Consider the following 22,176-nt stretch of genomic DNA (forward strand, 5'->3'; position numbering starts at 1 on the left):
TGATCGGGACGTCGACCGGCAAGGCTATAGGGCGGGAACCGGGAGCGGTGCAACCCCTGATTTTCACGGTTTACCGCAAGGTCGGCCACCTTTGCCGCGTCCGCAAAAAGGGGGCTAACGGTCAGGCGTGGACGAAGCCAAGAGAAGCGGGCAGGCCGACCTCCTCTCCCTTTTGGACCAGAGAAACGCCGGAACCGGCCCGGCACTGGCCAATTTTCGTCAGTTTTGTGGGCAATACCGTCTCGGGACTGGCTGTCAGGAGGAGCTGGTAATCGTCGCCGCCGGTGGCGGCTTTCATGCGGGCATCCTCGCTCTCCCCGAAAACCGCGACAAATGGTTCGGACAAGGGCACTTCACCGAGATCGATCTCCATGCGGACATTGCTCGCATCGGCGATCCGGGAGGCATCGAGCAGCAGGCCATCGGAGATATCCATCATGCTGCTGACCAGCGGCGAAAGCGCCCGGCCGTCCTCCAGCCGCGGTGCAGGTCGGTTATGCGCTTTCAAAAGCGCAGCGGAAATCTCGAAATCTGCTGCTTGTGCCGTTCCGGATGCCAGCTGCAGTCCGGCCCAGGCATCGCCGATATTCCCGGTCACGTAGATACTGTGCCCCGGTGCAGCGCCAGAACGGGCGGGTACGATATGGCCGCGTGCCTCGCCAAAAGCGGTCAGTCCCATGGTCCGGCGGCCATTTTCACCGGAAGACACCGTATCGCCGCCGAGCAAGGGCACCGAGAAACTGGCCAGTGCTTCCTTGAGCCCACGGACAAAGGCCGCGTCCCAGATGTCGTCGTTCCCGCGGCTGTAACCCATCAGCACGCCCATCGGCTTGGCGCCTTTGGCCGCGAGATCCGACAGATTGACCGCAACCAGCTTCCACGCCACATCGGCGGCATCGGCTTCGGGAAGAAAATGGACACCTTCGACCAGCATGTCATGGGTCATGACCAGCTTGTGGCGGCCAAAGGGAATAACGGCTGCATCGTCACATAGTCCGCGTGCAGCAGGATGAGTGGCCAGCTTCTTCAGCTGGTCAATAAATTCCAGTTCAGTCAATTGGGCCCCTTAAATACAAAAGGATGTGCCCCACATCAGATACCAACAAAACCATTCCCCTTGCCGGAAGGCACGGGAAATATGTCAGCCACGCACCTTTTTGGCAATTGCATCGAGCAATCCGTTGACGAAGCCGCTTTCCTTCTGGTCGAAAAAGGCATGGGCGACGTCGACATATTCGTCGATGACCACTGCGGTCGAAACATCCTCCCGCATGAGTAATTCAAAACTGCCAGAGCGCAGAATTTGCAACATGGTTTTGTCGAGACGCCCCATAGACCAGCCGGATGCCAGCTTTTCGGTGATCAGCGCGTCTATTTCGTCGCGTTTTTGGTCCACTCCGGTGACGAGATCATCGAAAAACGCGACCTCTGCCTCCTGATACTGGTCATCCTCGATCTCTGCGCCCAGGCGGTGATCATGAAACTCCTTCAGCAGTTTCGGGATGGGAGTCTTTTCCATGTCATGCTGGAACAAGGCCTGCACGGCTGCCAGCCGGGCGGCGGAACGGGAAGAGGATTTTGCGGTCATGCCGGGTTCGCAATTCTCGGACGACCGACAAAATCCATCTTGCCAATCGCAAAACCGCGCTCCCGAAGGAGATCGTAGGCCGTTGTCGCATGGAAATAGAAATTTGGCTGGGCAAAGCTGAGCAGGAAATTCTCGGCCGTGAATGGCATCACGGTTTGCTTGAAACGGAATTCCATGGGTTTGCCCACGAAGCTGGCCATTTCCTCGGTACTGATCGCCTCCAGCCCCACCTGCGCTTCATCGAGATATTCATAAAGGCCCTCCCAGCTGTCAGCCGGTGCAACCAGGCTCGGTGTATAGACGCCTTCCTTGACGGCGTCGATCGCACCGAGCGAATGTTCGCGGCAGCATTTTACCTGGTAAGAGAATGGCTGCATGTCGGCGATCAGGCGTGCTCCGATAATTTCTTCCCGTGCCGTTCCAGTCTCTTCACAATGCGCCCTGGCCTTGTCTACCAGCGCACGCACGGCATCAATGATCTGAAGCTGTGATGGAATGACGGCGTCATAAAGTGAGATCATCATGGATTGTTTCTTTCTGCTTCCGGAGCATCACTCCGGCATATTTTTGAACCGCCATGCTATGCCGCCGGGCTTGGCGATCGTCGAGAGGTTTTTTGGCCAGTTACCGCCCGCCCGAAAACCTGCGTAAACTGCGCCGCGGGTGTCATGGGTCAAGCCGTTTCTGCACGCTTGCTGCATGAGCAGGCAGCCCTTCGGCCTCTGCCAATGCCACGGCAGCGGGTCCGATTTTCGCCAGCGAATTTTCATCGCATTCCAGAAAACTGGTGCGCTTCATGAAATCCGTGACAGACAATCCGGAAGAGAAACGCGCCCGGCGACCGGTCGGCAGTACGTGATTGGGACCGGCAACATAGTCCCCCACTGCTTCCGGCGTGTGCCGGCCGAGGAAGACCGAACCGGCATGCCGGACCTTGTTGAACAGGCGCTGCGGATCATCCACGGCCAGCTCGAGATGCTCCGCGGCAAGCCGGTCGACGAGCGGCATCGCCTTTTCGAGGCGGTCCACGAGGATGATTGCGCCGTTATCCTGCCAGCTGGCCTTCGCCGTCTCGACAGTCTTCAATGCCGCTAGCTGTGTATCAATCTGTTCGGCGACGGCGTCCGCAAAGGCCGCGTCATCGGTGAACAGGATGGACTGGCTGGTTGGGTCATGTTCGGCCTGTGACAGCAAATCCGCCGCGATCCATTCGGGATTGTTCTGACCATCGGCGACCACGACGATTTCGGACGGTCCGGCGACCATGTCGATCCCGACAACGCCATAAACCTGCCGCTTCGCTTCGGCGACCCAGGCATTACCGGGGCCGGTGACAACATCAACCGGAGCAATTTTGTCCGTTCCATAGGCCAGCGCAGCCACGGCCTGCGCCCCGCCGATCCGCCAGATTTCATCCACGCCCGCGATTTGCGCGGCGGCGAGAACCAGCGGATTGACTTCTCCGCCCGGCGTTGGCGTCACCATGATTACCCGGTCCACGCCAGCGACCTTGGCAGGAATCGCGTTCATCAGAACCGAAGAGGGATATGCCGCCCGGCCACCGGGGATATAGATGCCTGCACGCTCCACGGCGTTCCAGCGGGCACCGATCCGGACGCCGGCATCATCACGATAGTCGCGATTGTCGGGCTTTTGCCCCTCATGATAGTCGCGGATCCGCAGCGCGGCGAGCTCCAGGGCAATCCGCAGGTTAGGGTCAAGATTCTCGAGCGCGGCTTCGCATTCCAGCGGCGTGATCTGCCAGCCGGTAAACTCGGGATCATGACCGTCAAACTTTTGCGTCAATCGCGCAAGGGCTTCATCGCCATTGTCCCGCACATCCTGAATGATCGCGGTGACGTCGGCTGACACATCTGCGTCGCTCTCGCGTCTGGCATTGACCAGCGCATCAAAAGCCGTGTCAAATCCGGCATCATTCGCAGCGAGACGCAAGGGCATCAGGCTTGCCCGGCCATTTCACGAAACTTCTGGACCAGCGGAGTGAGCTCGGCGCTGCGCATCTTGTAAGCGGCGCGGTTCACGACCAGCCGACCGGAAATATCGAGGATCCGGTCCGTCTCGACCAGATTATTGGCTTTCAGCGTACTGCCCGATTCCACCAGATCGACGATATGCCGCGACAGGCCCAGCGACGGCGCCAGTTCCATCGCGCCATTGAGCTTCACACATTCCGCCTGAATCCCCTTCGATTCAAAATAGCGGCTGGTCAAGTTGGGATATTTGGTTGCCACCCGGAGATGCGAGACATTGCCGACCTGTTCGGCATCATCCTTCGGCTGCGCAACCGACAGCCGGCAGCGTCCAATGCCGAGGTCGACCGGGGCATAAAGCTCACTATAGTCAAACTCCTCGATCACGTCCGAACCGACAATGCCGATCTGGGCCGCGCCGTGAGCGACGAACGTCGCGACGTCGAAGGCCCGGACACGGATGATCGAAACATGCGCCTGGTTGGTCGCAAACATCAGCGAGCGGTTCGCCTTGTCGAAAAACTCGCCCGCAGGCGTGATCCCGACGCTGGCGAGCAGCGGCAGGGCTTCGTCCAGTATTCTCCCCTTGGGGATTGCAAAGATCAGCGGTTCGGCCATAGATGCGCGCTCTAATGCTGTGCTGCAAAAAGGGCAATGGAGAAAGGGCAATATGTCGAATCAAGATCAAGTCCGCGCGGCCTTTGCCAACCAGATCGAATATTGCCGGTCCAATGGCGCGCCGATTACCGGCCGAATGGTCGAAGCTATTATCGGCGCCATCGACATGACGACCGAGCTGGGGCAGCGTGTCCTCGAATGGGAGGGCAATCCGCTGGCCGACGCCCTGCCCTTGCGCGTCGCTGGCGGATTCCATGCCTTGCATTTGGCTGGCGAGCACGCGGAACTGTCAGCCATATATGAGGGCGACAGCGCAGCAATCGACCGGGCAGAGGCAATCGTGTCCGCCACCATCGCCAGCGACGAAGGACAACTGCTGCCCTGGCTCAATTCGCCGCCACAAACCAATGAAGCGGGTCGTTCCTCTTCCTATATTGCCGGCCTGCTGGCGCTGACCGCAGCCGGATTGCCGCCGCGTTTCGAGTTGCTGGAAATCGGTTCCAGCGCCGGATTGAATCTGATGATAGATCGCTATCGCTATGACTTGTCAGGTGTTTCTGTTGGATCAGCGGACGCGGACATGTCTTTTCAGCCCGAGTGGGAAGGCCCGCCGCCGCCTGATGTGCCGTTCTCCTTCGACTCCATTCGTGGCTGCGACATTGCGCCCGTGGATCTGGCGGATCCGGCGCAGGCGCGGCGCCTGAAGGCCTATATCTGGCCCGAACATACGCAGCGGTTTGAGCGGATGGAAACGGGAATTGCCATGATCCGCGAGCGAGCCCCGTTGCTGGACAGCGGCAGCGCCGATGACTGGGCCGAAGCCCAGCTCACACTGCCCCAGGAGGCAGGAGTTACGCGGGTGCTGGTGCATTCGATCGTCTGGCAATATATCCCCAGGGCCGGCCGCCAGCGTGTCCGTGCAGCCATGGAAGCCGCGGGCCAGAAGGCAACGGCCGAGCGGCCGCTCGCATGGCTGGCTCTGGAGGCCAATCGCGAAACCTATCGCCACGAGCTGATCGTCCGTCACTGGCCAGGCAATGATGAGCCGGTCAAACTGGGCGAAGCCCATGCCCATGGCGCATGGGTGAAATGGCTGGGATAGCTTGCAATTTGGGCTAAATTCCGCTAATATACATTTATGTCAGTAGCGTTTCTTTCCTCTCACCAGTCCAGTCCGAATCTGTCCTTGCGTGATGCCCTGGAACGATTCCGGGCAGATGCCGGGATTGATGGAAAATTTGCGGCAGCCGGCCCGGATTCCCGGGACCTGCTGGACAAGCACGACGTCATCCATGTCCTGTTCGGACTCGACACCTCCATTCGACAGGAAGCCATGGCCGATTTCTGGACCCTGTTTGGGACCGACGCGAAATTTGCCGACCTGCGCAAATATTTTGATCTGCCGGAACAACAGGAACTGGTCGATGAATTTGGCTGGCCCAAACTGGCGGCCCTGACCTTTGCTTCGCTGCCGCAGGCTGTCCGGATTGCGATCCGTGCACGCAAACTCAAGCGCAAGTGGCCGTGGAATGAGTACCACCGCTATCTGGATGTTCCGGTCACGGATATCCGCCGCGAATTTGGCATCGATCTGGTCGAAGCGCGGCCCGCCTAGAGCCTGTCTGGCTTCAACACGGTTTTTTCGGTCACCACATTTCCGGTGTTGAGGATCGTGTTTGGTTCGAGCAGCAATACGTGACATTCTCCGTTCAGTCCCTCGGGCCGATGTTCGACACCGCGCGGGATGATGATGAATTCCCCTTCCCCGACGTCCACGTCGCCAGAGCGCAATCCCATGCGCATGGTTCCCGACACCACCAGAAACAACTCATCCTCATCCTCGTGATGATGCCAGTCGAATTGGCCGGAAAATTTCGCCAGCTTCACCTGCATATCATTGATGTCGCCCGCCACTTTCGGCGACCAGTGGTCCGAAAAACTGGCAAAGGCATCTGCCAGGCGGACTTTTTCAATCTGAGTTTCCGTGCTCATTCGCCGGGCGCCCGCGCCTTGATGGCCATCGCATGCACCTTGTCCCGCATCAGGTCACCCAGCGCCCGGTTGACCATCCGCTGACGTTCCAGCCGGGACTGGCCAGCAAAGGCCGCACAGGTGATTTCCACCGTAAAGTGCGACTCGCCGCTGCCGTCATCACCGGCATGACCGCGATGTTTCGCACTGTCGTTGATGACCCGGAGCGTGTCCGGGGAGAACGCCGCCTGCAGCCGTTGTTCAATTTCGGTGGCCACCGGCCCTTTTGATTCTGTTTCCATCCTGCCTATATAGAAATTTCACGCCCGTTTGCGAACAGTAACTGCCCAACCCTGCCCGGATATTCTCTTGCCCTCAACCGATCCCAAAAGGAAAAAGCCCAACCGTTTCCATGGACGCGTGGAAACCGAAGGGCAGACCTGTGCGGTCGAAGGTTGCGAAGAACGCGGAGAGTTTCGGGCACCGCCCATATATGGTGCACGTCATGGTTTTGACGGTCCGGGCGAATATCGCTGGCTGTGCCTCGACCATGTCCGCGAGTTCAATCAGGGCTATGACTATTTCGCCGGCATGGATCAGGAACAGGTGTTTCGCGAACAGCACCCGATTCACGGATGGGACAGCAACCGCCGAATCTACAGCGCCGGACCGACGGCAGGACCGGCATGGGCCGATTTCACGGACCCGCTGGATGCCATTGGTGCCAGATTTGCAGCCAACACGTTCCGCCCCAAAAATCCCGGCCCTGCGATCAGCAAGGCGGATCAGGATGCGCTCAGGACGCTAGGGCTTGGCGAGGAAGCAGGGCGCAGTGATATCCGGCGGCGCTATTCCGAACTGGTCCGCAAATATCATCCCGACCGCAATGGCGGGGACAGAAGTCACGAGAAAGACTTGGCAGATGTGATCGCGGCCTATACGCAGCTAAAGGAATCACCGGATTTTAGATAGTGGCTCCGGCTTTTTGCTTTTCCTAGGGGAAGCCGAAGTGCACGAAGGACAGACATGACTGACATACCCAATACCCACCCCGACGGCAGTGGCGAAACCGTACTGGACGCTCCGGACCAGACCGTCGATGCGCGCGAAATCTTTGGCGTGGATCTCGACATGCAGGTCCCGGCCTTCAGCGAAAAGGACGAGCGGGTTCCGGACCTCGATCCCTCCTATGTATTCGATCAGGACACCACGGCGGCAATCCTGGCAGGCTTCGCTTTCAATCGCCGGGTGATGGTCCAGGGTTTCCACGGCACCGGCAAGTCGACGCATATCGAACAGGTCGCTGCACGGCTCAACTGGCCCTGTATCCGGATCAACCTCGATGCCCATATCAGCCGGATCGATCTGGTGGGCCGCGATGCGATCGTCCTGAAAGACGGCCAGCAGGTCACCGAGTTCCGGGAAGGTCTCCTCCCCTGGGCACTGCAGACGCCAACCGCGCTGGTGTTCGACGAATATGATGCCGGCCGGCCGGACGTGATGTTCGTGATTCAGCGCGTCCTCGAAGCAGAAGGCAAGCTGACCCTGCTCGACCAGAACCGGGTCATTCGTCCCAATCCGAATTTCCGCCTGTTTGCGACCGCCAATACCGTGGGTCTGGGTGATACCAGCGGACTGTATCACGGCACGCAACAGATCAACCAGGGCCAGATGGACCGCTGGAACATCGTCGTCACCCTCAACTATTTGCCGGCCGCGACGGAAGCCAAGGTCATTCTCGCCAAGGTTCCGGAGACCGACGACAAGACGGTGGAGAACATGATCAAGGTGGCGGATCTCTCGCGTCAGGGCTTCGTAAACGGCGATATTTCGACCGTGATGAGTCCGCGGACCGTAATCAGCTGGGCCCAGAATGCCGCCATTTTCAACGATGTCGGATTTGCCTTCCGCCTGAGCTTCCTCAACAAATGTGACGAAGCCGAGCGGATGCTGGTCGCCGAATATTATCAGCGCGTGTTTGGCGAGGAGCTGCCCGAAAGCGTGGTCGGTGCCTGATCAGCCGGCACAGGCCATGCAGATTGGTGCTTCCGGCTGCACTTCCAGCCGTTTCGGCGCGATGTCTTCCCCGCACCGCATGCACTGACCATAGGTCCCGTCATCGATCCGGGCGATCGCGGCCCTGATCTGCGCCAGTTCCCGTTCAAAAACCTGCTCCTGACCGCTCAGGGCTTCATCCTGTTCGCGCTCTGTTGCCTGTTCTGCAAACCCCTTGCTGTGCGGGCCGGACAATTCGTTTTCCACCCTGCCGAGGCGTTTTTGCAGTTCCTCGGATCGCTGAACCAGCGCATGTCGCACGGGCGCCAGAGCGGCGTTTTGCTGTTCGGTCATTTCCTTGCTCCGGTAGTCAAATGGATGAATGGCTGGAGGTTTCAGCCGGATGTTGCGGTGATCATTTCACCAATCTGGTCAAGCAGGGAAAGCCGCCGCTTTTTGAGATCTTCCATCCGCACGTCCGAGGCGGCATCAACGCCTGATTCAATCCTGTGAATCTCACGGTTTGTGTGGTGATATTGCTCGGACAAGGTCTGAAAATGCCCGTTGTCGCATTTCAGTTCGTGCAGAATATCAACCGCGTGGGGAAATTCGTCCGCGAGTTCGTGAGGTGTGTGTGACATGCATTATTCCTTGTGTTTTTCCTGCGGAACGGCCTCTCCGTTCGCGGTCATGTTGCCAATTCCGGCTGGTGCTGCATTGAGCCAGATCAAAAGCCCGGTTTTTTGGCTCGCAATTGCCGTATTATATTGCTAATACAGTGAAGTCATGCTTGATCCTGCCCCTCCCCCGCCATCCCGCAGAAGATGGTACTGGCCGTTTCGCCGGAAGGCAGAGGTGCAAACCGAATATTATCCGCCCAGTGGCGAGCCGATGTGGCCGGACCCAGAGGCCTTTCCCGCGCTGCAGAAAAAACGGCGTGGCAAATGGTGGTGGTTCAGCCGGGGACTGGCTGCTGGTCTGTTCCTGTTCATCCTGCTCATCGCCTGGCTGGCGATCACGGCACCGCTGTCCAAATCACTCGAGCCAATTGCCCCGCCGCAAATCACGCTGCTGACGTCCGATGGCCAGCCGATCGCCCGCAATGGCGCCGTCGTTGACGAGCCGGTCGACACCGAAACCCTGCCCGATCATGTGATTGAGGCGTTTCTTGCGATAGAAGACCGGCGTTTCTATTCCCACTGGGGCGTCGATCCGCGCGGTCTGGCCCGTGCCATGTGGAGCAACGCCACCGGCAGCGGCATGAAGCAGGGCGGCAGTACGATCACCCAGCAACTGGCCAAACTGACCTTCCTCACCCCGGAGCGAAGCCTGACCCGCAAGGCGCGGGAAATGCTGATTGCGTTCTGGCTCGAAACATGGCTGACCAAGGACGAGATTCTCGAACGCTATCTGTCCAACGTCTATTTCGGAGACAATGTCTACGGTCTGCGCGCGGCGTCCCTGCATTATTATTATCGCAAACCGGAAAACCTGAAACCGGAACAGGCGATGATGCTCGCCGGGCTTGTGCAGGCGCCATCGCGACTGGCTCCGACCCGCAATCCGGAGCGGGCAGCCAAAAGGTTTGAACTGGTCCGGTCCGCGATGGTGGGCGCCGGATATATGAACGAGGCGGAAGCGAGCCGCCTGCCGCTCCCGGTGCTTGACGTCCGGACACGGAGCACTGTTCCGACCGGCACCTATTTTGCCGACTGGGCCATGCCGCGGGCGCGGGCGATGACGGACATGAGTTATGAAAAGCTCACGTTGACCACAACACTGGACGCCCGGTTACAGGACATTGGCCGGCGCGTGATCAGCCGGGCGCCGCTCGGCAAGGCGCAGGTCGCCCTGGTGGCGATGCGACCGGATGGCGAGGTGGTCGCGATGATTGGCGGCCGGGACTACAAGGAATCGGCCTTCAATCGCGTTACCCAGGCGCGACGCCAGCCGGGCTCCACATTCAAGCTGTTCGTCTGGCTTGCGGCGCTGCGTTCGGGCATGATGCCGGATGATCCGGTCGACGACAGCCCGATCACACAGGGCGGATACCTTCCCAAAAACGCCGGCGAAAAATATGCCGGAACAATCTCCCTCAAAGAGGCCTTCGCCAAGTCCAGCAACGTCGCTGCTGTCCGCCTGTTCGGGCAGCTGGGCGATGAGGCTGTAATCCGTGAGGCCCGCAACCTGGGTGTCACCTCACCGCTGGCGGAAGATGATCCCAGTCTGGCACTCGGAACCTCGACCATGACACTGCTGGAACTGACCGCTGCCTATGCCGGACTTGCCGGCAACAGCTGGCCTGCAAAACCCTATGCGTTCCAGAAAGAGCAAAGCTGGTCCGACTGGCTGTTCGACTGGCCCGGACGCTATGGCAACAGCACCCATGAACGGATGGAGGACATGCTGCGCCATGCGGTCAACAAGGGAACAGGCCGCAATGCGCAGCTGTCGATAGCCAATTACGGCAAGACCGGCACCAGCCAGAATAACCGCGATGCACTGTTTGTCGGCTATGCCGGGGATCTGGTAGTGGGCGTCTGGGTTGGCAATGATGACAACAGCCCGCTCAAAGGCGTCCAGGGCGGCGGCATTCCGGCCCGGATCTGGCGCGATTTCATGCGACAGGCGATACTGGACGCAGCACCCGCCCGCGAACCAAAGAGCGAAAGCAAACCGGATCCTGATGGCCCGGTCCGGCCACTGGACATCCCGGATCCGGCAGACTTGCCCGATATTCCGATTGACCTCGGGGAATCGGAAATCCGCATTGGCAGGGAGGACGGCGTGACCTTGCGGACCGAACTGGGCGGGATCCCCGTCGATCTCAATTTTGACGGCGACCGTGTCCGCATCGAACAGCGGCGGGACGAATAGCCGGATCCGCCAGGCCGTTGGTCCGGCGGGCGAAGCCCTGTCAAAATCGATCAATTTATCGCTTTGATTCCCGTTCTCTTTCCGCTTATGGCTTTCCCTTCCATGGCAGACCGTTCCAAACTTGATGACCTGAAAGACGTGCTCGGCGGCGCCGCGCGCGCCATGGCACATGAACCCGAGGTTGAACTGGCCTATACGGCAGAAGCGCCGTCCCAGTCGGGGCAACATCTCAAGGTTCCGATGCCCGCCCGGGACCTGCCACCGGATCAGGTCGCTGAGGCCCGTGGTTTTGCCGACAGTTTTGCGCTGAAGCTGCGCTATCATGACGAAGCAAGCCACCGGAAAAACGCACCGCAGGAGCCGGTTGCCCGCGCCTGTTTCGATGCGCTGGAACAGGTCAGGACCGACGCCCTGGGATCGCGCAACATGAAAGGCGTCAACGGCAATCTGGACGCGGCGCTGGAGATGCGCATGCGCTCCGATCCGATTTCCCGTGCACAGAACCGGGACGAGGTACCGATTTCCACTGCACTCGCCCTGCTCGCCCGCGAAAAGCTGACCGGGCAGGCCCCGCCGGATGGCACCGTCAAGGGTCTCGACATGCTGCGCGAATGGATTGAGGACAGTGCCGGCGCGGATCTCGAGGGACTCAATCTGACGCTGGATGACCAGGACAGTTTCGCCCGGCTGTCCACCCAGTTGCTCGAGCATCTTGATCTGATCAGCAGCGATGACGATCCGGCCGATGCCGACGACAATGACGACGACAGCGACGAGGACAGCGAAGACCAGGAAGATGACGGTGCCGATGAAGAGGCAACCGGCGACCAGGGTCAGCAGGACATGCGCTCGGAACAGTCCGAGGACGATGCGCAGGACAGCGAGAGCGAGCAGAATGCCGAAGAGCTGGAAGAAGGCGCGGAAGAGGAAATGGGGGATGCCGGCGACGAAGGCATGATGCCGGTCCGGCCCAACCGGCCGATGTCCGACCTGCCGCCCGGCTTTGACTATGCCCCCTGGACAGAAAAATATGACGAAGTCATCGCCGCGACCGAATTGTGCGACGATGAAGAACTGGTTCGGCTGCGCGCATTTCTCGACCAGCAGCTCACCAGTCTGCAGGGTGCCGTGACAAAACTGGCTAACCGGTTGCAACGCCGGCTGATGGCGCAGCAGAACAGGAGCTGGGACTTTGACCAGGAGGAGGGCATGCTCGATGCCGCCCGCCTCGCCCGTGTGGTCAGCAATCCCGCCCACAGCCTGTCTTACAAGGTCGAACGGGAAACCGATTTCCGGGATACGGTCGTGACCCTGCTCATCGACAATAGCGGTTCGATGCGCGGCCGCCCGATCAGCATTGCCGCGATCAGCGCTGACATCATGGCCCGGACCCTGGAGAGATGTGGGGTCAAAACAGAAATCCTGGGCTTCACGACCCGCGCCTGGAAGGGCGGCCAGTGCCGGGAAAGCTGGCTGGCGGCCGATCGCCCGGCCAATCCGGGTCGCCTGAACGATCTGCGGCATATCATCTACAAGCAGGCCGACGAGCCCTGGCGCCGGGCCCGCAAGAATCTCGGCCTGATGATGCGCGAAGGGCTGCTCAAGGAAAATATCGACGGCGAGGCGCTGCTCTGGGCCCATAACCGCCTGATTGGAAGGCCAGAAGAACGTCGAATCCTGATGGTGATCTCCGATGGCGCTCCGGTCGATGACAGTACGCTGTCGGTCAATCACGGCGCCTATCTGGAAAACCATCTGCGCAAGGTCATCGAGTGGATTGAAGGCCGCTCACCGGTCCAGCTGGTCGCGATCGGTATCGGCCATGACGTTACGCGCTATTACAAGCGGGCAGTGACCATCATGGACGCCGAGCAGCTGGGTGGCACAATGGTCGAGCAACTGGCCGGGCTTTTCGACGAGGAGAAGGGGCCTGGGCAGAAGTGAGAGAAACAGCTCTTTCGATCCGCAAACTCGGACCCGAAGATATAGAGTTGGTCCATTCGGCTGCGGACTTGTTCGACGACCCGCCGATCAAGGAGCAGACGAAGGCTTTCCTCGAAAGCGATCGCGACCATATCTGGATCGCCTATCTTGGTCAGGAGCCGGTCGGAATGTTGACTGCAACCACTCTCCTTCACCCGGACAAGTCGCCACATATTTTTGTCAACGAATTGGGGATTGACGACGACTATCGTCGGCGGGGGATAGCGACGCGGCTGATGGCTGAGGCTGTTTCGTTCGCGCGCTCTTGCGGGCTGACTCCGCTTTGGCTTGCCGCCGAAGGCGATGACGATCAGGCTAACGCGTTTTATCGCAGCCTGAGCGAACCCACTGAACGCGTATCAGTTGTATATGAATGGGAAGAGTAAATGAACGTAACCGAAGCCGTCACCAGTCGCCGATCCGTGAGGGACTTTCTCGACAAACCGGTCGACAAGGCCATCATTGAACGCGTGCTGGAAACCGCGCAGCGCGCACCATCTGGCGGCAACACACAGCCCTGGAACGCCTTGGTCGTAGGCGGCGATGCGCTGGTTGATCTAACTGCCAAGATCAAGGCGAAGGCCAAGGAAGCACCGATGGGAGAAGGCATGGAATATGCCATTTATCCCGCAGAACTCGAAGGCCGCTATGAAGACCAGCGCCGTGCAGTTGGCCGCGACATGTTTGAAAGCATCGGCCTCGCCCGCGAGGACAAAATGGGCCGGATCGAACAGATGTTCAAAAACTGGGACAGTTTCGGCGCACCGGTCCAGTTGTTCACCTATACCCGCAAATATATGGGGCCACCGCAATGGTCCGACATGGGCATGTGGCTGCAAACAGTCATGCTGTTGCTCCGCGAAGAGGGTCTGGACAGCTGCTCCCAGGAAATCTGGGCCATGTACGGCACCTATATGCGCGAATTGCTCAATATTGACGACGATCATATCTTCTTTTGCGGGATGGCGATCGGATATCGGGATCCGGACGCGCCGATCAACAATTTTTCCGTTCCACGGGTAGCGCTGGACGAAGCGGTAGAGTTTCGCGGTTTTTAACCGTAAAAAACTCCAAGATTCCGAGAGTTTTCGTCAGGATTTGCCGGGAATCTGTCCCGCATAGTGACAATTGTCACCGACAAGTTGCCTCCAGAGTCGATAAACTACTATACCAGACTCGAAATCGTCGCTTATGTCGGTTTTGAGGGTTATTTCCGGGTCGCAAAAAAGTCCGTCTGAGCAAGGGGCCAGACAGGGCTAGAACCTGTGGGGGGAATATGATCCGTCTGAAACAAGCAAGCCTGCTGTGCATCGCTGCTGCTCTTGCCGCAAGCTCGACCATCGCTCATGCCCAGGGCACGCCGGTCACCTTGAGAGACAGCTTTCCGATAGGCAAGAGTGGCGGAATATTGTGCCAGGTGCAGGACCGCAGCCTGAGCAACAAGGCCAAGGAATCCATGTTTGACCGAAGCTGGGCGGTGGTCTGCCGGGATTCGGCCCGACCAGTCGGATATGTCTATTCTTCCCGCTCCACGACCGAACAATTGCTGGGACGGATCGCACCTCACCGTCAGGAGCCGGTTGTCTGTCCCGCGACATCCGGGCCGGTAAAGAAAGACGGTTTCGTCCAGACCCAGTGCCAGCTTTCCGCAGAACCCGTGTCCTATTCTGTTTTTGAAGGCCGGCAGGGCAATACAAGCTATGTGGCGGAAGGCCTTTCCGCCTATGACAGCGCGACGCTGCTGGCGCTCAAATCCATCATCAGCGACGAAATTGTCGAAGGTTCGGTTGATGTAGCCCTGACCTCAATTGCCGATCCGTTCGCTTTCGCCCGGGTCCAGGCTTCAACTCTGCAACCTGAACAGGCTCTTGCAGAAGGATATCGGCGCAATCTCAGCGGCGACTATGCGGAGGCTGCCGCATTTTTCGAAACCTTGCAACAACGCACGGCCGGGCAAAAGGGTGACGATATTGATCCGGAAGAATATCTCATCAACCGCGCCCTGCAAAAATCCAATCTCGGTGAGTTTGCCGAGGCGGAAAGGCTGTTCGAACAGTCCCTGGCGGTATCATCCAGTGATCCGGTGAACCAGCGACTTCGCCGCAACTTCCAGGGCATGCATCTGCTCAATCAAGGGCGTTTTGACGAGGCGGTCGAACTGATCATGCGTCCTGTGGATGCCGTGGCCGAACAGGAGAAGGCGCTGCTCGAAAATCTCGAGATCACCTCCCCTATTTCCACCCGGATCAATGGCAGCAACCGCACCGCCAATCTGCTGGGCTTTACCGACGATCTGAAGCTGACAGATCGTGAACGGTCCGAAATCATCGATGCGCAAGCCCTGCAGCTTGTAGGTACGGCCCAGCGCATTCGCGGCGAACGCGCTTCCGCGCGCAACAATCTGATTACGGCCTATAATCAGGCGATCGCCGTGCGCGACGGTCGCGTCACATCGATCACCCGTTTGCGGGTGCAGGTCTTGTCAGAACTGGCACTTATCGCCGAGGCAGATGGCAATGCGGCCCGCGCAGAGCAGCTGTTGCGCGACGGGCTGGAGCTGCTCTCGATCCAGTATCCCGAAACCAAATCGGTCAATGGCGCGAAGGCGCGGCTTGCCTCTTTCCTGTTGCGTCAGGATCGTCAGGCCGAGGCCCGGCAGATTTACGCAGAAGTTGTCGACAGCTCGCTGGGCAAACGCAACGCCGTAACCGGCCTGAACAACCAGCTGGCGCCCTATTTCCGTTTGCTGGCAGATGACCCGGCAGCCGGAGAGGAATTTTTCAAGGCGACCCAGATCCTGATCCGCCCGGGTGTAGCTGAAACCAACGCGGTGCTCGCCCGGGAGCTCAGCGGCGGGACCGACGAGGCGGCACGGCTGTTCCGGCAGTCGACCAATCTTGCGCGCAATATCGAACGGCTGCGGATACGCTTTTCCTCGCTCGGCAAGGTGGAGCAGACATCTTCGGTCCGCCGGGCCCGCAATGATCTGGCTTCAGAAATCGAGCAGCTCGAACGCAGCCAGCAACTCACCCAGGTCGCACTGGCCGAGTTTCCGCAATACCGGGCCGTGGCCAGCCGCTTTATCAGTCTGGCGGATCTCCGCTCGAACATGACGGCGGACGAGGCCTATATGCGCATGGCAATTGTCGGCGGCGACATCTTCATGTTCTATGCGGACCAGAATGACGCCCGCGCCTGGCAGGTCGGCTTGCGGGAAAGCCAGCTGGACAGCAAGGTGGACAATCTGCGCGCTTCGATATCCACGCTCGAAAACGGACAATATGTCACCTATCCTTTTGACATTGAAGCCGCGCGAGACCTCTACAAGGACCTGTTTGAGCCGGTTGCGGCCAGGCTGGCGGCTACCGAACATCTGATTTTCGAGCCTGACGGCGCACTGCTGCGCCTGCCCATCAATCTTCTGGTCGCCGATGACGCGTCGGTCGCCGGATATCTGGCTCGCACCGGAGAGCCCGATGGCGATCCGTTCGATTTCACCGAAGTCAACTGGCTGGGCAGCAACACCAATGTCAGCACAGCGGTATCTGCACGCGCCTTTACCGATGCACGGCTGGCGCCCGCTTCGACGGCGCAGCAGGAATATCTCGGCCTTGGTCAGAACAATCCGGTGCTCGCCGATGCGCGCGTGGCGCAGGACCGCCTGGAGGCGGAGGGGAGTGATGCCAGTTGTCAATGGTCGCTCAGCGAATGGAACAAGCCGATTTCCGATGCCGAATTGCGGCAGGCCCGGTCGATCATCGGCCAGTCGGGGTCGGAATTGCTGACCGGCCAGGCCTTTACCGACGACAGGATCCTCGCAAAGGATGATATCTCGGAATATCGCATATTGCATTTCGCCACCCATGGCCTGGTAACGGCGCCCAATCCGTCCTGCCCGGCCAAACCCGCTCTGCTGACCTCCTTCGGCGAGTCTGAATCGGATGGGCTGCTGGCCTTTGACGAGATTTTTGAACTGAAACTGGATGCGGACATTGTCATTCTGTCGGCCTGCGATACGGCCGGAAAAGCCAGTATCTCGGCCACACGGGAAGCCGGTGTGAGCAGCGGGGGCGGCACGGCTCTGGACGGACTGGTCCGCTCCTTTATCGGCGCAGGCAGCCGCTCGGTACTGGCCAGCCACTGGCCCGCGCCAGATGATTTTCAGGCCACGGAGCGGCTGATTGGCGGCCTGTTTGAAGATGGTCAGGGTCAGTCGGTGGCGACAGCCCTGCGGACGTCCCAGCGCAAGCTGATGGAAGATCCGGTCACATCGCATCCCTATTACTGGTCCGGTTTTGCGATCATCGGTGACGGAGCCAGACCGTTTCTTCCCGGCCAGCAGACGGCGGCCACTGGCGGAGACAGCAACAATCCGGTGCGGGAAAATGTCTTGAAATAATGGTGAGTGAAGCGACCACACAGGACCCGGCCAATGGTGGCCGCGATGTCGAAAAGGAAGCCCGGAGCGCCGTGCAGTCAATCCGCCGGATTTTCGCACAGCTGGGCCCGGTCCGCCTCGCGTCGACGCTGTTTTTCCTGATCCTCGCCATTCTGATTGCCGGCCTCAGCTGGAAGACTCCGCTGATCCAGGATGCCGAACGGGCGCTTTATGACCTGAGGGCATCGGTCTTCGCCCCGGTTGTCGAGAAAGACGATCGCATCGTCATGATCGTCTACAATGAAGAGACGCTCAGACTGACAGGACAGCGATCACCAGTCGACCGCACGATCCTGGCGCAATCACTCGAGACCATCGATGCCGCCGGAGCGAAGTCCATCGGGATCGATATCCTGTTCGACATGCCCCAGGATGACGATCCGTTGCTGATCAACATGTTCCGGTCAATGCAAACACCAACGTTTCTGGCCTATGCCAATGCAGCGACCAATCCGGAAATCACCTTTGCCCAGCAGCAGTTTCTCGACGACTATCTGACGGAATTTGCCGACAGCAACGTGAAACCGACAACCATCCGGCTCGATACGGACGGCGACGGTGTCCAGCGCCGCTGGAACGCGCCGCCCGAGGGTTCGCCGCCATTCCTGGCCATTGCGATGACCGGACCCAATCCGGCCTTTGCCAGCTATTCCGGGGCGATCCGCTATTTTAACGGAGTGAATGACGAAATTCCCGTCTTTGACAAATTCCCGATAGAAAGCTTTGCAGACCCGGCAACGGCGGACATGCTCGCAAGCTTTATCAAGGACAAATATGTCCTGATCGGTGGCGATTTCATTGACCGTGACCGGTTCGAAACACCCATCAGTTCCATCGCCACCAGCCAGGATGATGTCAGCACCCAGAGTGATGACGCCAAGATGATCGGGCTGGAAGTCCATGCCCACATGCTGGCCCAGTTGCTCAATGATGACCAGCCAGCTGCTATTCCGACCTGGGCCCTCTGGGTTGCCGCTGTGATCGTCGCCGCATGTGGCGGATTGTCTGCCGTGTTGATCGGCAACTCGATCAAGATTGCCCTGATCCTCATCAGTCAGTTCCTGTTCTTCGTCATATTCCCCTTTGTGCTCCACAATATCGGCATAGATACACTCACCCTCCCTGCTTTTGGATGGGGTTTGGGATGGTTGCTGGGCTACGCTTCGGTCGGATCGGCGGCGCGGACGATCAATTCCAAACAGCGCAGTTTTGCCCAGAATGCCCTGGGGAAATATCTGCCGAAATCGATTGCCGGCGAAATCCTTCGCGATCCGGAAAAACTGGCCCTCCACGGCGAAAAGCGCCAGATCTTTGCGGTATTCACGGACCTTGAGGGGTTCACCAAATTGAGTCACGCGATCGAGCCGGAAATGGTCGCGACCCTGCTCAATGACTATCTCGACCGTCTCAGTGACGTGGCGCTGGAATATGGCGGAACGATCGACAAATTTGTTGGCGATGCGCTGGTCGCCTTCTGGGGCGCGCCCATTGCCTATGCGGATGACGGCGAGAGAGCCGCAAAAGCGGCTTTTGCGCTCTATGAAGCAGGTGAAGAGTTCCGCAAAAACGTCCCGGAAGGGGTGCCACCCATCGGTCGCACCCGGGTGGGCATGCACTATGGCGATGCGATTGTCGGCAATTTCGGGGGTGAAGGCCGGATTCAATATACTGCTCTCGGGGATGCGATGAATACCGCCGCGCGGCTCGAAGCCGCGAACAAGGCGCTGGAAACCAAGGTACTGGTCAGCCGGGAAGCCATGGAGAAAACCGGACTCGACTGGTATCGCCCAATGGGCCGGATCACCCTGCGCGGCCGCTCGACGCCGGTCGATGTGTTTGAACCTGTGCCCGACTGGGAAGAAAAAGATCGCGCAGCAGTGACCGCCGTCATAGCAGCCCACCAGCAAGGTGATAATGATGCTGTTCAGGCACTGGGGGCCATGATCAAGCAATATGGCGAAGATCTCGGCCTCGCCAATCTGATAAAACGACTTGAAAAGACAAAACATGGAGAAAGCTATGCTCTCGGTTAAGAAAAGCGCGGTTCCGTCCGCAAATATGTCGAAATTCCTGGGCAAGGCGGCCTTGGCCGTTGCGCTGGCAACCGGCCTGAGTAGCGCAGCCTTGGCGCAAAACATGGTGGTCCGCTCGACCGGACCCTCGGCGAGCAGCTACCCGGCCGGTACCAAGCTGGCCAACAATGCCCGGATCACGCTCAAAAATCTCGACTCCGTCACCGTGCTCAGCAAGTCGGGGACCCGCGTCCTTCGCGGACCGGGGACATTCTCGCTCAACCGGACGACCCGGGCCAACGCAACCACGACGGCGCGACTGGAACGGTTCATCACCAATCGCGGCAGCAGCCGCGCCCGGACGGGAGCAGTGCGCAGCGCGGGCGTGGAAGTTGCCACCGCGGCTCCGAAAAACCCGAATCTCTGGTTTCTCGACGTGACCAAGGGCGGCAAATTCTGTGTTGCCAATCCGGATACGCTCGTTCTTTGGCGGCCGGACTATACGGGGTCCGCAACGGCGAGCATCGTCGAACCCACCGGCGGCAATGTGACCGAGGTCGAATGGCGCAAGGGCAATCCGCTGAAAAAATGGCCAACCGCAGAAGCACCGCTCAGCAGCGGCGCGAAATATCAGGTAATCGGATCCAACGTCCCGCAAGCGGTTGAAGTGAATTTCGTATTGCTTGGCAAGACACCGGAAAATCTGGACGAAGCCGCTGTGGCGCTGATTGAAAATGACTGTCAGAGCCAGCTCGACCTGCTCGTCGACACATTGGGAGGCGGATCGGATCCGGAACAGGGATAACAGGGAAATCGCCTGTCGGCCGGATTGAGGGCCGGCCGACAGGGTGAACAATGGAGGCAGTCCGATCGGGGTCGCGCGAGGAATGCCGAAACAAACGGGGATAAACATGTCGCCAATGCGCGTAACGACAAAAACAGCCATCACGGCTTCGGCCATAGCCTTGGTCGCAACCAGCCATCCGGCCCTGGCGCAGTCTTCTGTTGCCGCGCCCACGCGAGAGGAAATTCAACGCAGCCTGAGAGACCAGGCCGAAGCCAGCCAGGCACAGGCAGTGACCATTGACGGAGACGTGGAACGCTCGCCCTGTCCCCTCGCCAATCCCGAATTTTCCGACGTGCGCTTCACTTTGCAAAATGTTGAATTTTCCGGTCTCGGCGCAATCGATGCCAGCATATTGCGCTCCTCCTACGAACAATATGTCGGTCAGGACGTTCCCGTTGCCATCGTTTGCGATATCCGTGACCGCGCGGCGACAACCCTGCGCGGAGCCGGATATTTGGCCGCCGTCCAGGTCCCTCCCCAGACAATCTCCGGCGGCACCGTGAAGTTCGATGTGCTGCTGGCGCGGATGACATCGGTACAGGTCCGGGGCAATGCGGGTCCATCGGAAAAATTGTTGCAGCAATATATCCGGCAGCTGACCGACGAACCGGTTTTCAATATCGAAGTGGCCGAGCGCTATTTGCTGCTTGCACGGGATATTCCGGGACTCGACGTACGTCTTTCGCTCCGTCCTGTTTCAGCGGAGACCGGCGGCCAGCCCGGTGATGTCGTTGGCGAGTTCAATGTCACACGCACCCCTGTCTATGTTGATGCCAATATCCAGAATTTCGGCTCCGAAGAAGTTGGCCGGTTCGGCGGCCTGTTGCGCGCGCGTTTCAACGGCCTGACCGGTCTGGGGGATGAAACGACCATCAGCGTCTATTCCACCGCCGATTTCAAGGAACAGCAGGTCGTTCAGATTGGCCATGAGTTTCGGGTTGGCGGAGAAGGCCTGAAACTTGGGGGTGATTTCACCTATGCCTGGACCCGGCCCGAACTGCCGGGCAATTTCAACATCCGGTCGGAAACGCTGGTGGCCAATGCCTATGCGACCTATCCTTTCGTCCGGAAGCAGTCCCACAATATCTTCGGCACGATTGGTTTTGAACTGATCGACCAGAAAACGGATCAGCTGGGTATCCGCACCAACGAAGATCAACTGAGCATCGCTTATGCGCGGGTGGATTTCAATTCCGTGGAACCGGGGAGTATTTCCGGGCGCGGCGGCTATTCGGCTTTCGAGCCCAAATGGGGCATCGCCGGATCGCTCGAAATCCGCCAGGGACTTGACATTCTTGGCGCCAGCGAAGGTTGTGGCGCCGGTTTCGTCAATTGCATCGGACAAGCTGTCACGCCCAACCGGATCGATGGTGACCCGACAGCATTCGTGCTCAGAGGTCAGGCCAGGCTGGACTATCGGCCCGATCCATTGCTGACGTTCACGCTGAAGCCAAGGTTTCAGTTTTCTTCCAACGCCCTGTTTTCCTATGAGGAAATTTCGGGCGGCAACTACACCACCGGCCGCGGATATGATCCGGGCACAATCATTGGTGACAGCGGCTACGGCCTGCAGACGGAAGTGAGCTATGGCTCGCTGGTCCCGGATTCTCCCGATGGCATCGCCTGGCAGCCCTATGTGTTTTTCGACGGGATGGCCGTGTGGAACAGGAATATCCCAGGCGATCCCCAGAGAATTTATTCCGCAGGCGGCGGCATCCGCGCCACAATCGGGCGCCAGGCCAATCTGGACCTGATGGCAGTCGTGCCGCTGAAGCGCGGACCATTCCAGACGCGCCGCGACAGCGCACGTGCGCTGCTGACGCTGACGGTGCAGCTCGCACCCTGGACGCGATAGG

21 protein-coding genes are annotated in these 22,176 nt (G+C 59.3%); 12 read left to right on the plus strand and 9 right to left on the minus strand.

Translation table 11 applies throughout. The features are described from left to right. Positions 1 to 121 precede the first annotated feature (121 nt). The 5 genes from thiL to hisG all read right to left on the minus strand — a co-directional run bounded on the left by thiL (position 122) and on the right by hisG (position 4,197). Complete coding sequence (gene thiL / locus BUQ90_RS15215; protein WP_074205968.1) at positions 122 to 1,057, minus strand: thiamine-phosphate kinase; 936 nt, start codon at positions 1,055 to 1,057, stop codon at positions 122 to 124. Between the two features lie 84 nt (positions 1,058 to 1,141). Further along, positions 1,142 to 1,588 (minus strand): transcription antitermination factor NusB, encoded by a 447-nt coding sequence (gene nusB, locus BUQ90_RS15220; protein WP_074205969.1) that lies wholly within the window; start codon positions 1,586 to 1,588, stop codon positions 1,142 to 1,144. Beyond that, complete coding sequence (locus BUQ90_RS15225) at positions 1,585 to 2,112, minus strand: DUF1993 domain-containing protein (RefSeq protein ID WP_074205970.1); 528 nt, start codon at positions 2,110 to 2,112, stop codon at positions 1,585 to 1,587. Before BUQ90_RS15225 ends, nusB begins: the two co-directional genes overlap by 4 nt. A 142-nt stretch (positions 2,113 to 2,254) precedes the next feature. Continuing rightward, the gene (gene hisD, locus BUQ90_RS15230) at positions 2,255 to 3,547 is read right to left on the minus strand and encodes a histidinol dehydrogenase (protein ID WP_074205971.1); all 1,293 of its coding nucleotides are present in this window, start codon (positions 3,545 to 3,547) and stop codon (positions 2,255 to 2,257) included. Then, positions 3,547 to 4,197, minus strand: a complete 651-nt coding sequence (gene hisG / locus BUQ90_RS15235) for an ATP phosphoribosyltransferase (RefSeq protein WP_074205972.1) — start codon at positions 4,195 to 4,197, stop codon at positions 3,547 to 3,549. The genes hisD and hisG overlap by 1 nt, the downstream gene beginning before the upstream one ends. Positions 4,198 to 4,249: 52 nt before the next feature. Between hisG and BUQ90_RS15240 the strand changes: the two genes are divergently transcribed. Together BUQ90_RS15240 and BUQ90_RS15245 are read left to right on the plus strand one after the other, a co-directional pair. Continuing rightward, entirely contained in the window at positions 4,250 to 5,299 is a 1,050-nt protein-coding gene (locus BUQ90_RS15240; RefSeq protein WP_074205973.1) for a DUF2332 domain-containing protein, read from the plus strand. A 36-nt stretch (positions 5,300 to 5,335) separates the two neighbouring features. After that, positions 5,336 to 5,812: a hypothetical protein gene (locus BUQ90_RS15245; RefSeq protein ID WP_143182882.1), complete on the plus strand. Its 477-nt coding sequence runs from the start codon at positions 5,336 to 5,338 to the stop codon at positions 5,810 to 5,812. Here the strand turns inward: BUQ90_RS15245 and BUQ90_RS15250 are convergent. After that, on the minus strand, positions 5,809 to 6,189 hold the full coding sequence (locus BUQ90_RS15250; protein WP_204244803.1) for a cupin domain-containing protein: 381 nt from the start codon (positions 6,187 to 6,189) through the stop codon (positions 5,809 to 5,811). The genes BUQ90_RS15245 and BUQ90_RS15250 overlap by 4 nt on opposite strands. Next, the gene (locus tag BUQ90_RS15255) at positions 6,186 to 6,470 is read right to left on the minus strand and encodes a BolA family protein (protein WP_074205975.1); all 285 of its coding nucleotides are present in this window, start codon (positions 6,468 to 6,470) and stop codon (positions 6,186 to 6,188) included. Before BUQ90_RS15255 ends, BUQ90_RS15250 begins: the two co-directional genes overlap by 4 nt. Before the next feature lie 67 nt (positions 6,471 to 6,537). Here BUQ90_RS15255 and BUQ90_RS15260 point away from each other — a divergent pair, with 67 nt between their 5' ends. Together BUQ90_RS15260 and cobS are read left to right on the plus strand one after the other, a co-directional pair. Beyond that, positions 6,538 to 7,140: a J domain-containing protein gene (locus BUQ90_RS15260; RefSeq protein WP_074205976.1), complete on the plus strand. Its 603-nt coding sequence runs from the start codon at positions 6,538 to 6,540 to the stop codon at positions 7,138 to 7,140. A 54-nt stretch (positions 7,141 to 7,194) separates the two neighbouring features. Then, positions 7,195 to 8,184 carry a cobaltochelatase subunit CobS gene (gene cobS / locus BUQ90_RS15265; RefSeq protein ID WP_074205977.1) on the plus strand — a complete coding sequence of 330 codons (990 nt, stop codon included), beginning with the start codon at positions 7,195 to 7,197 and terminating at the stop codon, positions 8,182 to 8,184. On the opposite strand, the gene BUQ90_RS15270 is transcribed toward cobS, so the two are convergent. Together BUQ90_RS15270 and BUQ90_RS15275 are read right to left on the minus strand one after the other, a co-directional pair. Beyond that, on the minus strand, positions 8,185 to 8,517 hold the full coding sequence (locus BUQ90_RS15270) for a TraR/DksA family transcriptional regulator (protein ID WP_074205978.1): 333 nt from the start codon (positions 8,515 to 8,517) through the stop codon (positions 8,185 to 8,187). Positions 8,518 to 8,558: 41 nt separating this feature from the next. Further along, positions 8,559 to 8,804 (minus strand): HP1242/YdcH family protein, encoded by a 246-nt coding sequence (locus BUQ90_RS15275; RefSeq protein WP_074205979.1) that lies wholly within the window; start codon positions 8,802 to 8,804, stop codon positions 8,559 to 8,561. Positions 8,805 to 9,054: 250 nt separating this feature from the next. Here BUQ90_RS15275 and BUQ90_RS15280 point away from each other — a divergent pair, with 250 nt between their 5' ends. The 8 genes from BUQ90_RS15280 to BUQ90_RS15315 all read left to right on the plus strand — a co-directional run bounded on the left by BUQ90_RS15280 (position 9,055) and on the right by BUQ90_RS15315 (position 22,175). Continuing rightward, positions 9,055 to 11,040: a transglycosylase domain-containing protein gene (locus BUQ90_RS15280; RefSeq protein ID WP_239447474.1), complete on the plus strand. Its 1,986-nt coding sequence runs from the start codon at positions 9,055 to 9,057 to the stop codon at positions 11,038 to 11,040. Positions 11,041 to 11,142: 102 nt separating this feature from the next. Next, positions 11,143 to 12,984: a cobaltochelatase subunit CobT gene (gene cobT, locus BUQ90_RS15285; RefSeq protein WP_074206477.1), complete on the plus strand. Its 1,842-nt coding sequence runs from the start codon at positions 11,143 to 11,145 to the stop codon at positions 12,982 to 12,984. Then, positions 12,981 to 13,409, plus strand: a complete 429-nt coding sequence (locus tag BUQ90_RS15290) for a GNAT family N-acetyltransferase (RefSeq protein ID WP_084192732.1) — start codon at positions 12,981 to 12,983, stop codon at positions 13,407 to 13,409. The genes cobT and BUQ90_RS15290 overlap by 4 nt, the downstream gene beginning before the upstream one ends. Further along, entirely contained in the window at positions 13,410 to 14,081 is a 672-nt protein-coding gene (locus BUQ90_RS15295) for a nitroreductase (protein ID WP_074205981.1), read from the plus strand. A gap of 218 nt (positions 14,082 to 14,299) precedes the next feature. Next, positions 14,300 to 17,422, plus strand: coding sequence for a CHAT domain-containing protein (locus BUQ90_RS15300; RefSeq protein WP_074205982.1), 3,123 nt, complete (start codon positions 14,300 to 14,302; stop codon positions 17,420 to 17,422). Continuing rightward, positions 17,422 to 19,494, plus strand: a complete 2,073-nt coding sequence (locus BUQ90_RS15305; protein ID WP_084192733.1) for an adenylate/guanylate cyclase domain-containing protein — start codon at positions 17,422 to 17,424, stop codon at positions 19,492 to 19,494. Before BUQ90_RS15300 ends, BUQ90_RS15305 begins: the two co-directional genes overlap by 1 nt. Positions 19,495 to 19,519: 25 nt before the next feature. Further along, a complete protein-coding gene (locus tag BUQ90_RS15310; RefSeq protein ID WP_143182883.1) occupies positions 19,520 to 20,278 on the plus strand; it encodes a hypothetical protein in 759 nt (252 codons plus the stop codon). 106 nt (positions 20,279 to 20,384) lie between these two features. Further along, the gene (locus BUQ90_RS15315) at positions 20,385 to 22,175 is read left to right on the plus strand and encodes a ShlB/FhaC/HecB family hemolysin secretion/activation protein (protein WP_239447448.1); all 1,791 of its coding nucleotides are present in this window, start codon (positions 20,385 to 20,387) and stop codon (positions 22,173 to 22,175) included. Position 22,176 lies beyond the last annotated feature (1 nt).

Source organism: Parasphingorhabdus marina DSM 22363, assembly GCF_900128895.1.
Lineage (GTDB): Bacteria > Pseudomonadota > Alphaproteobacteria > Sphingomonadales > Sphingomonadaceae > Parasphingorhabdus > Parasphingorhabdus marina.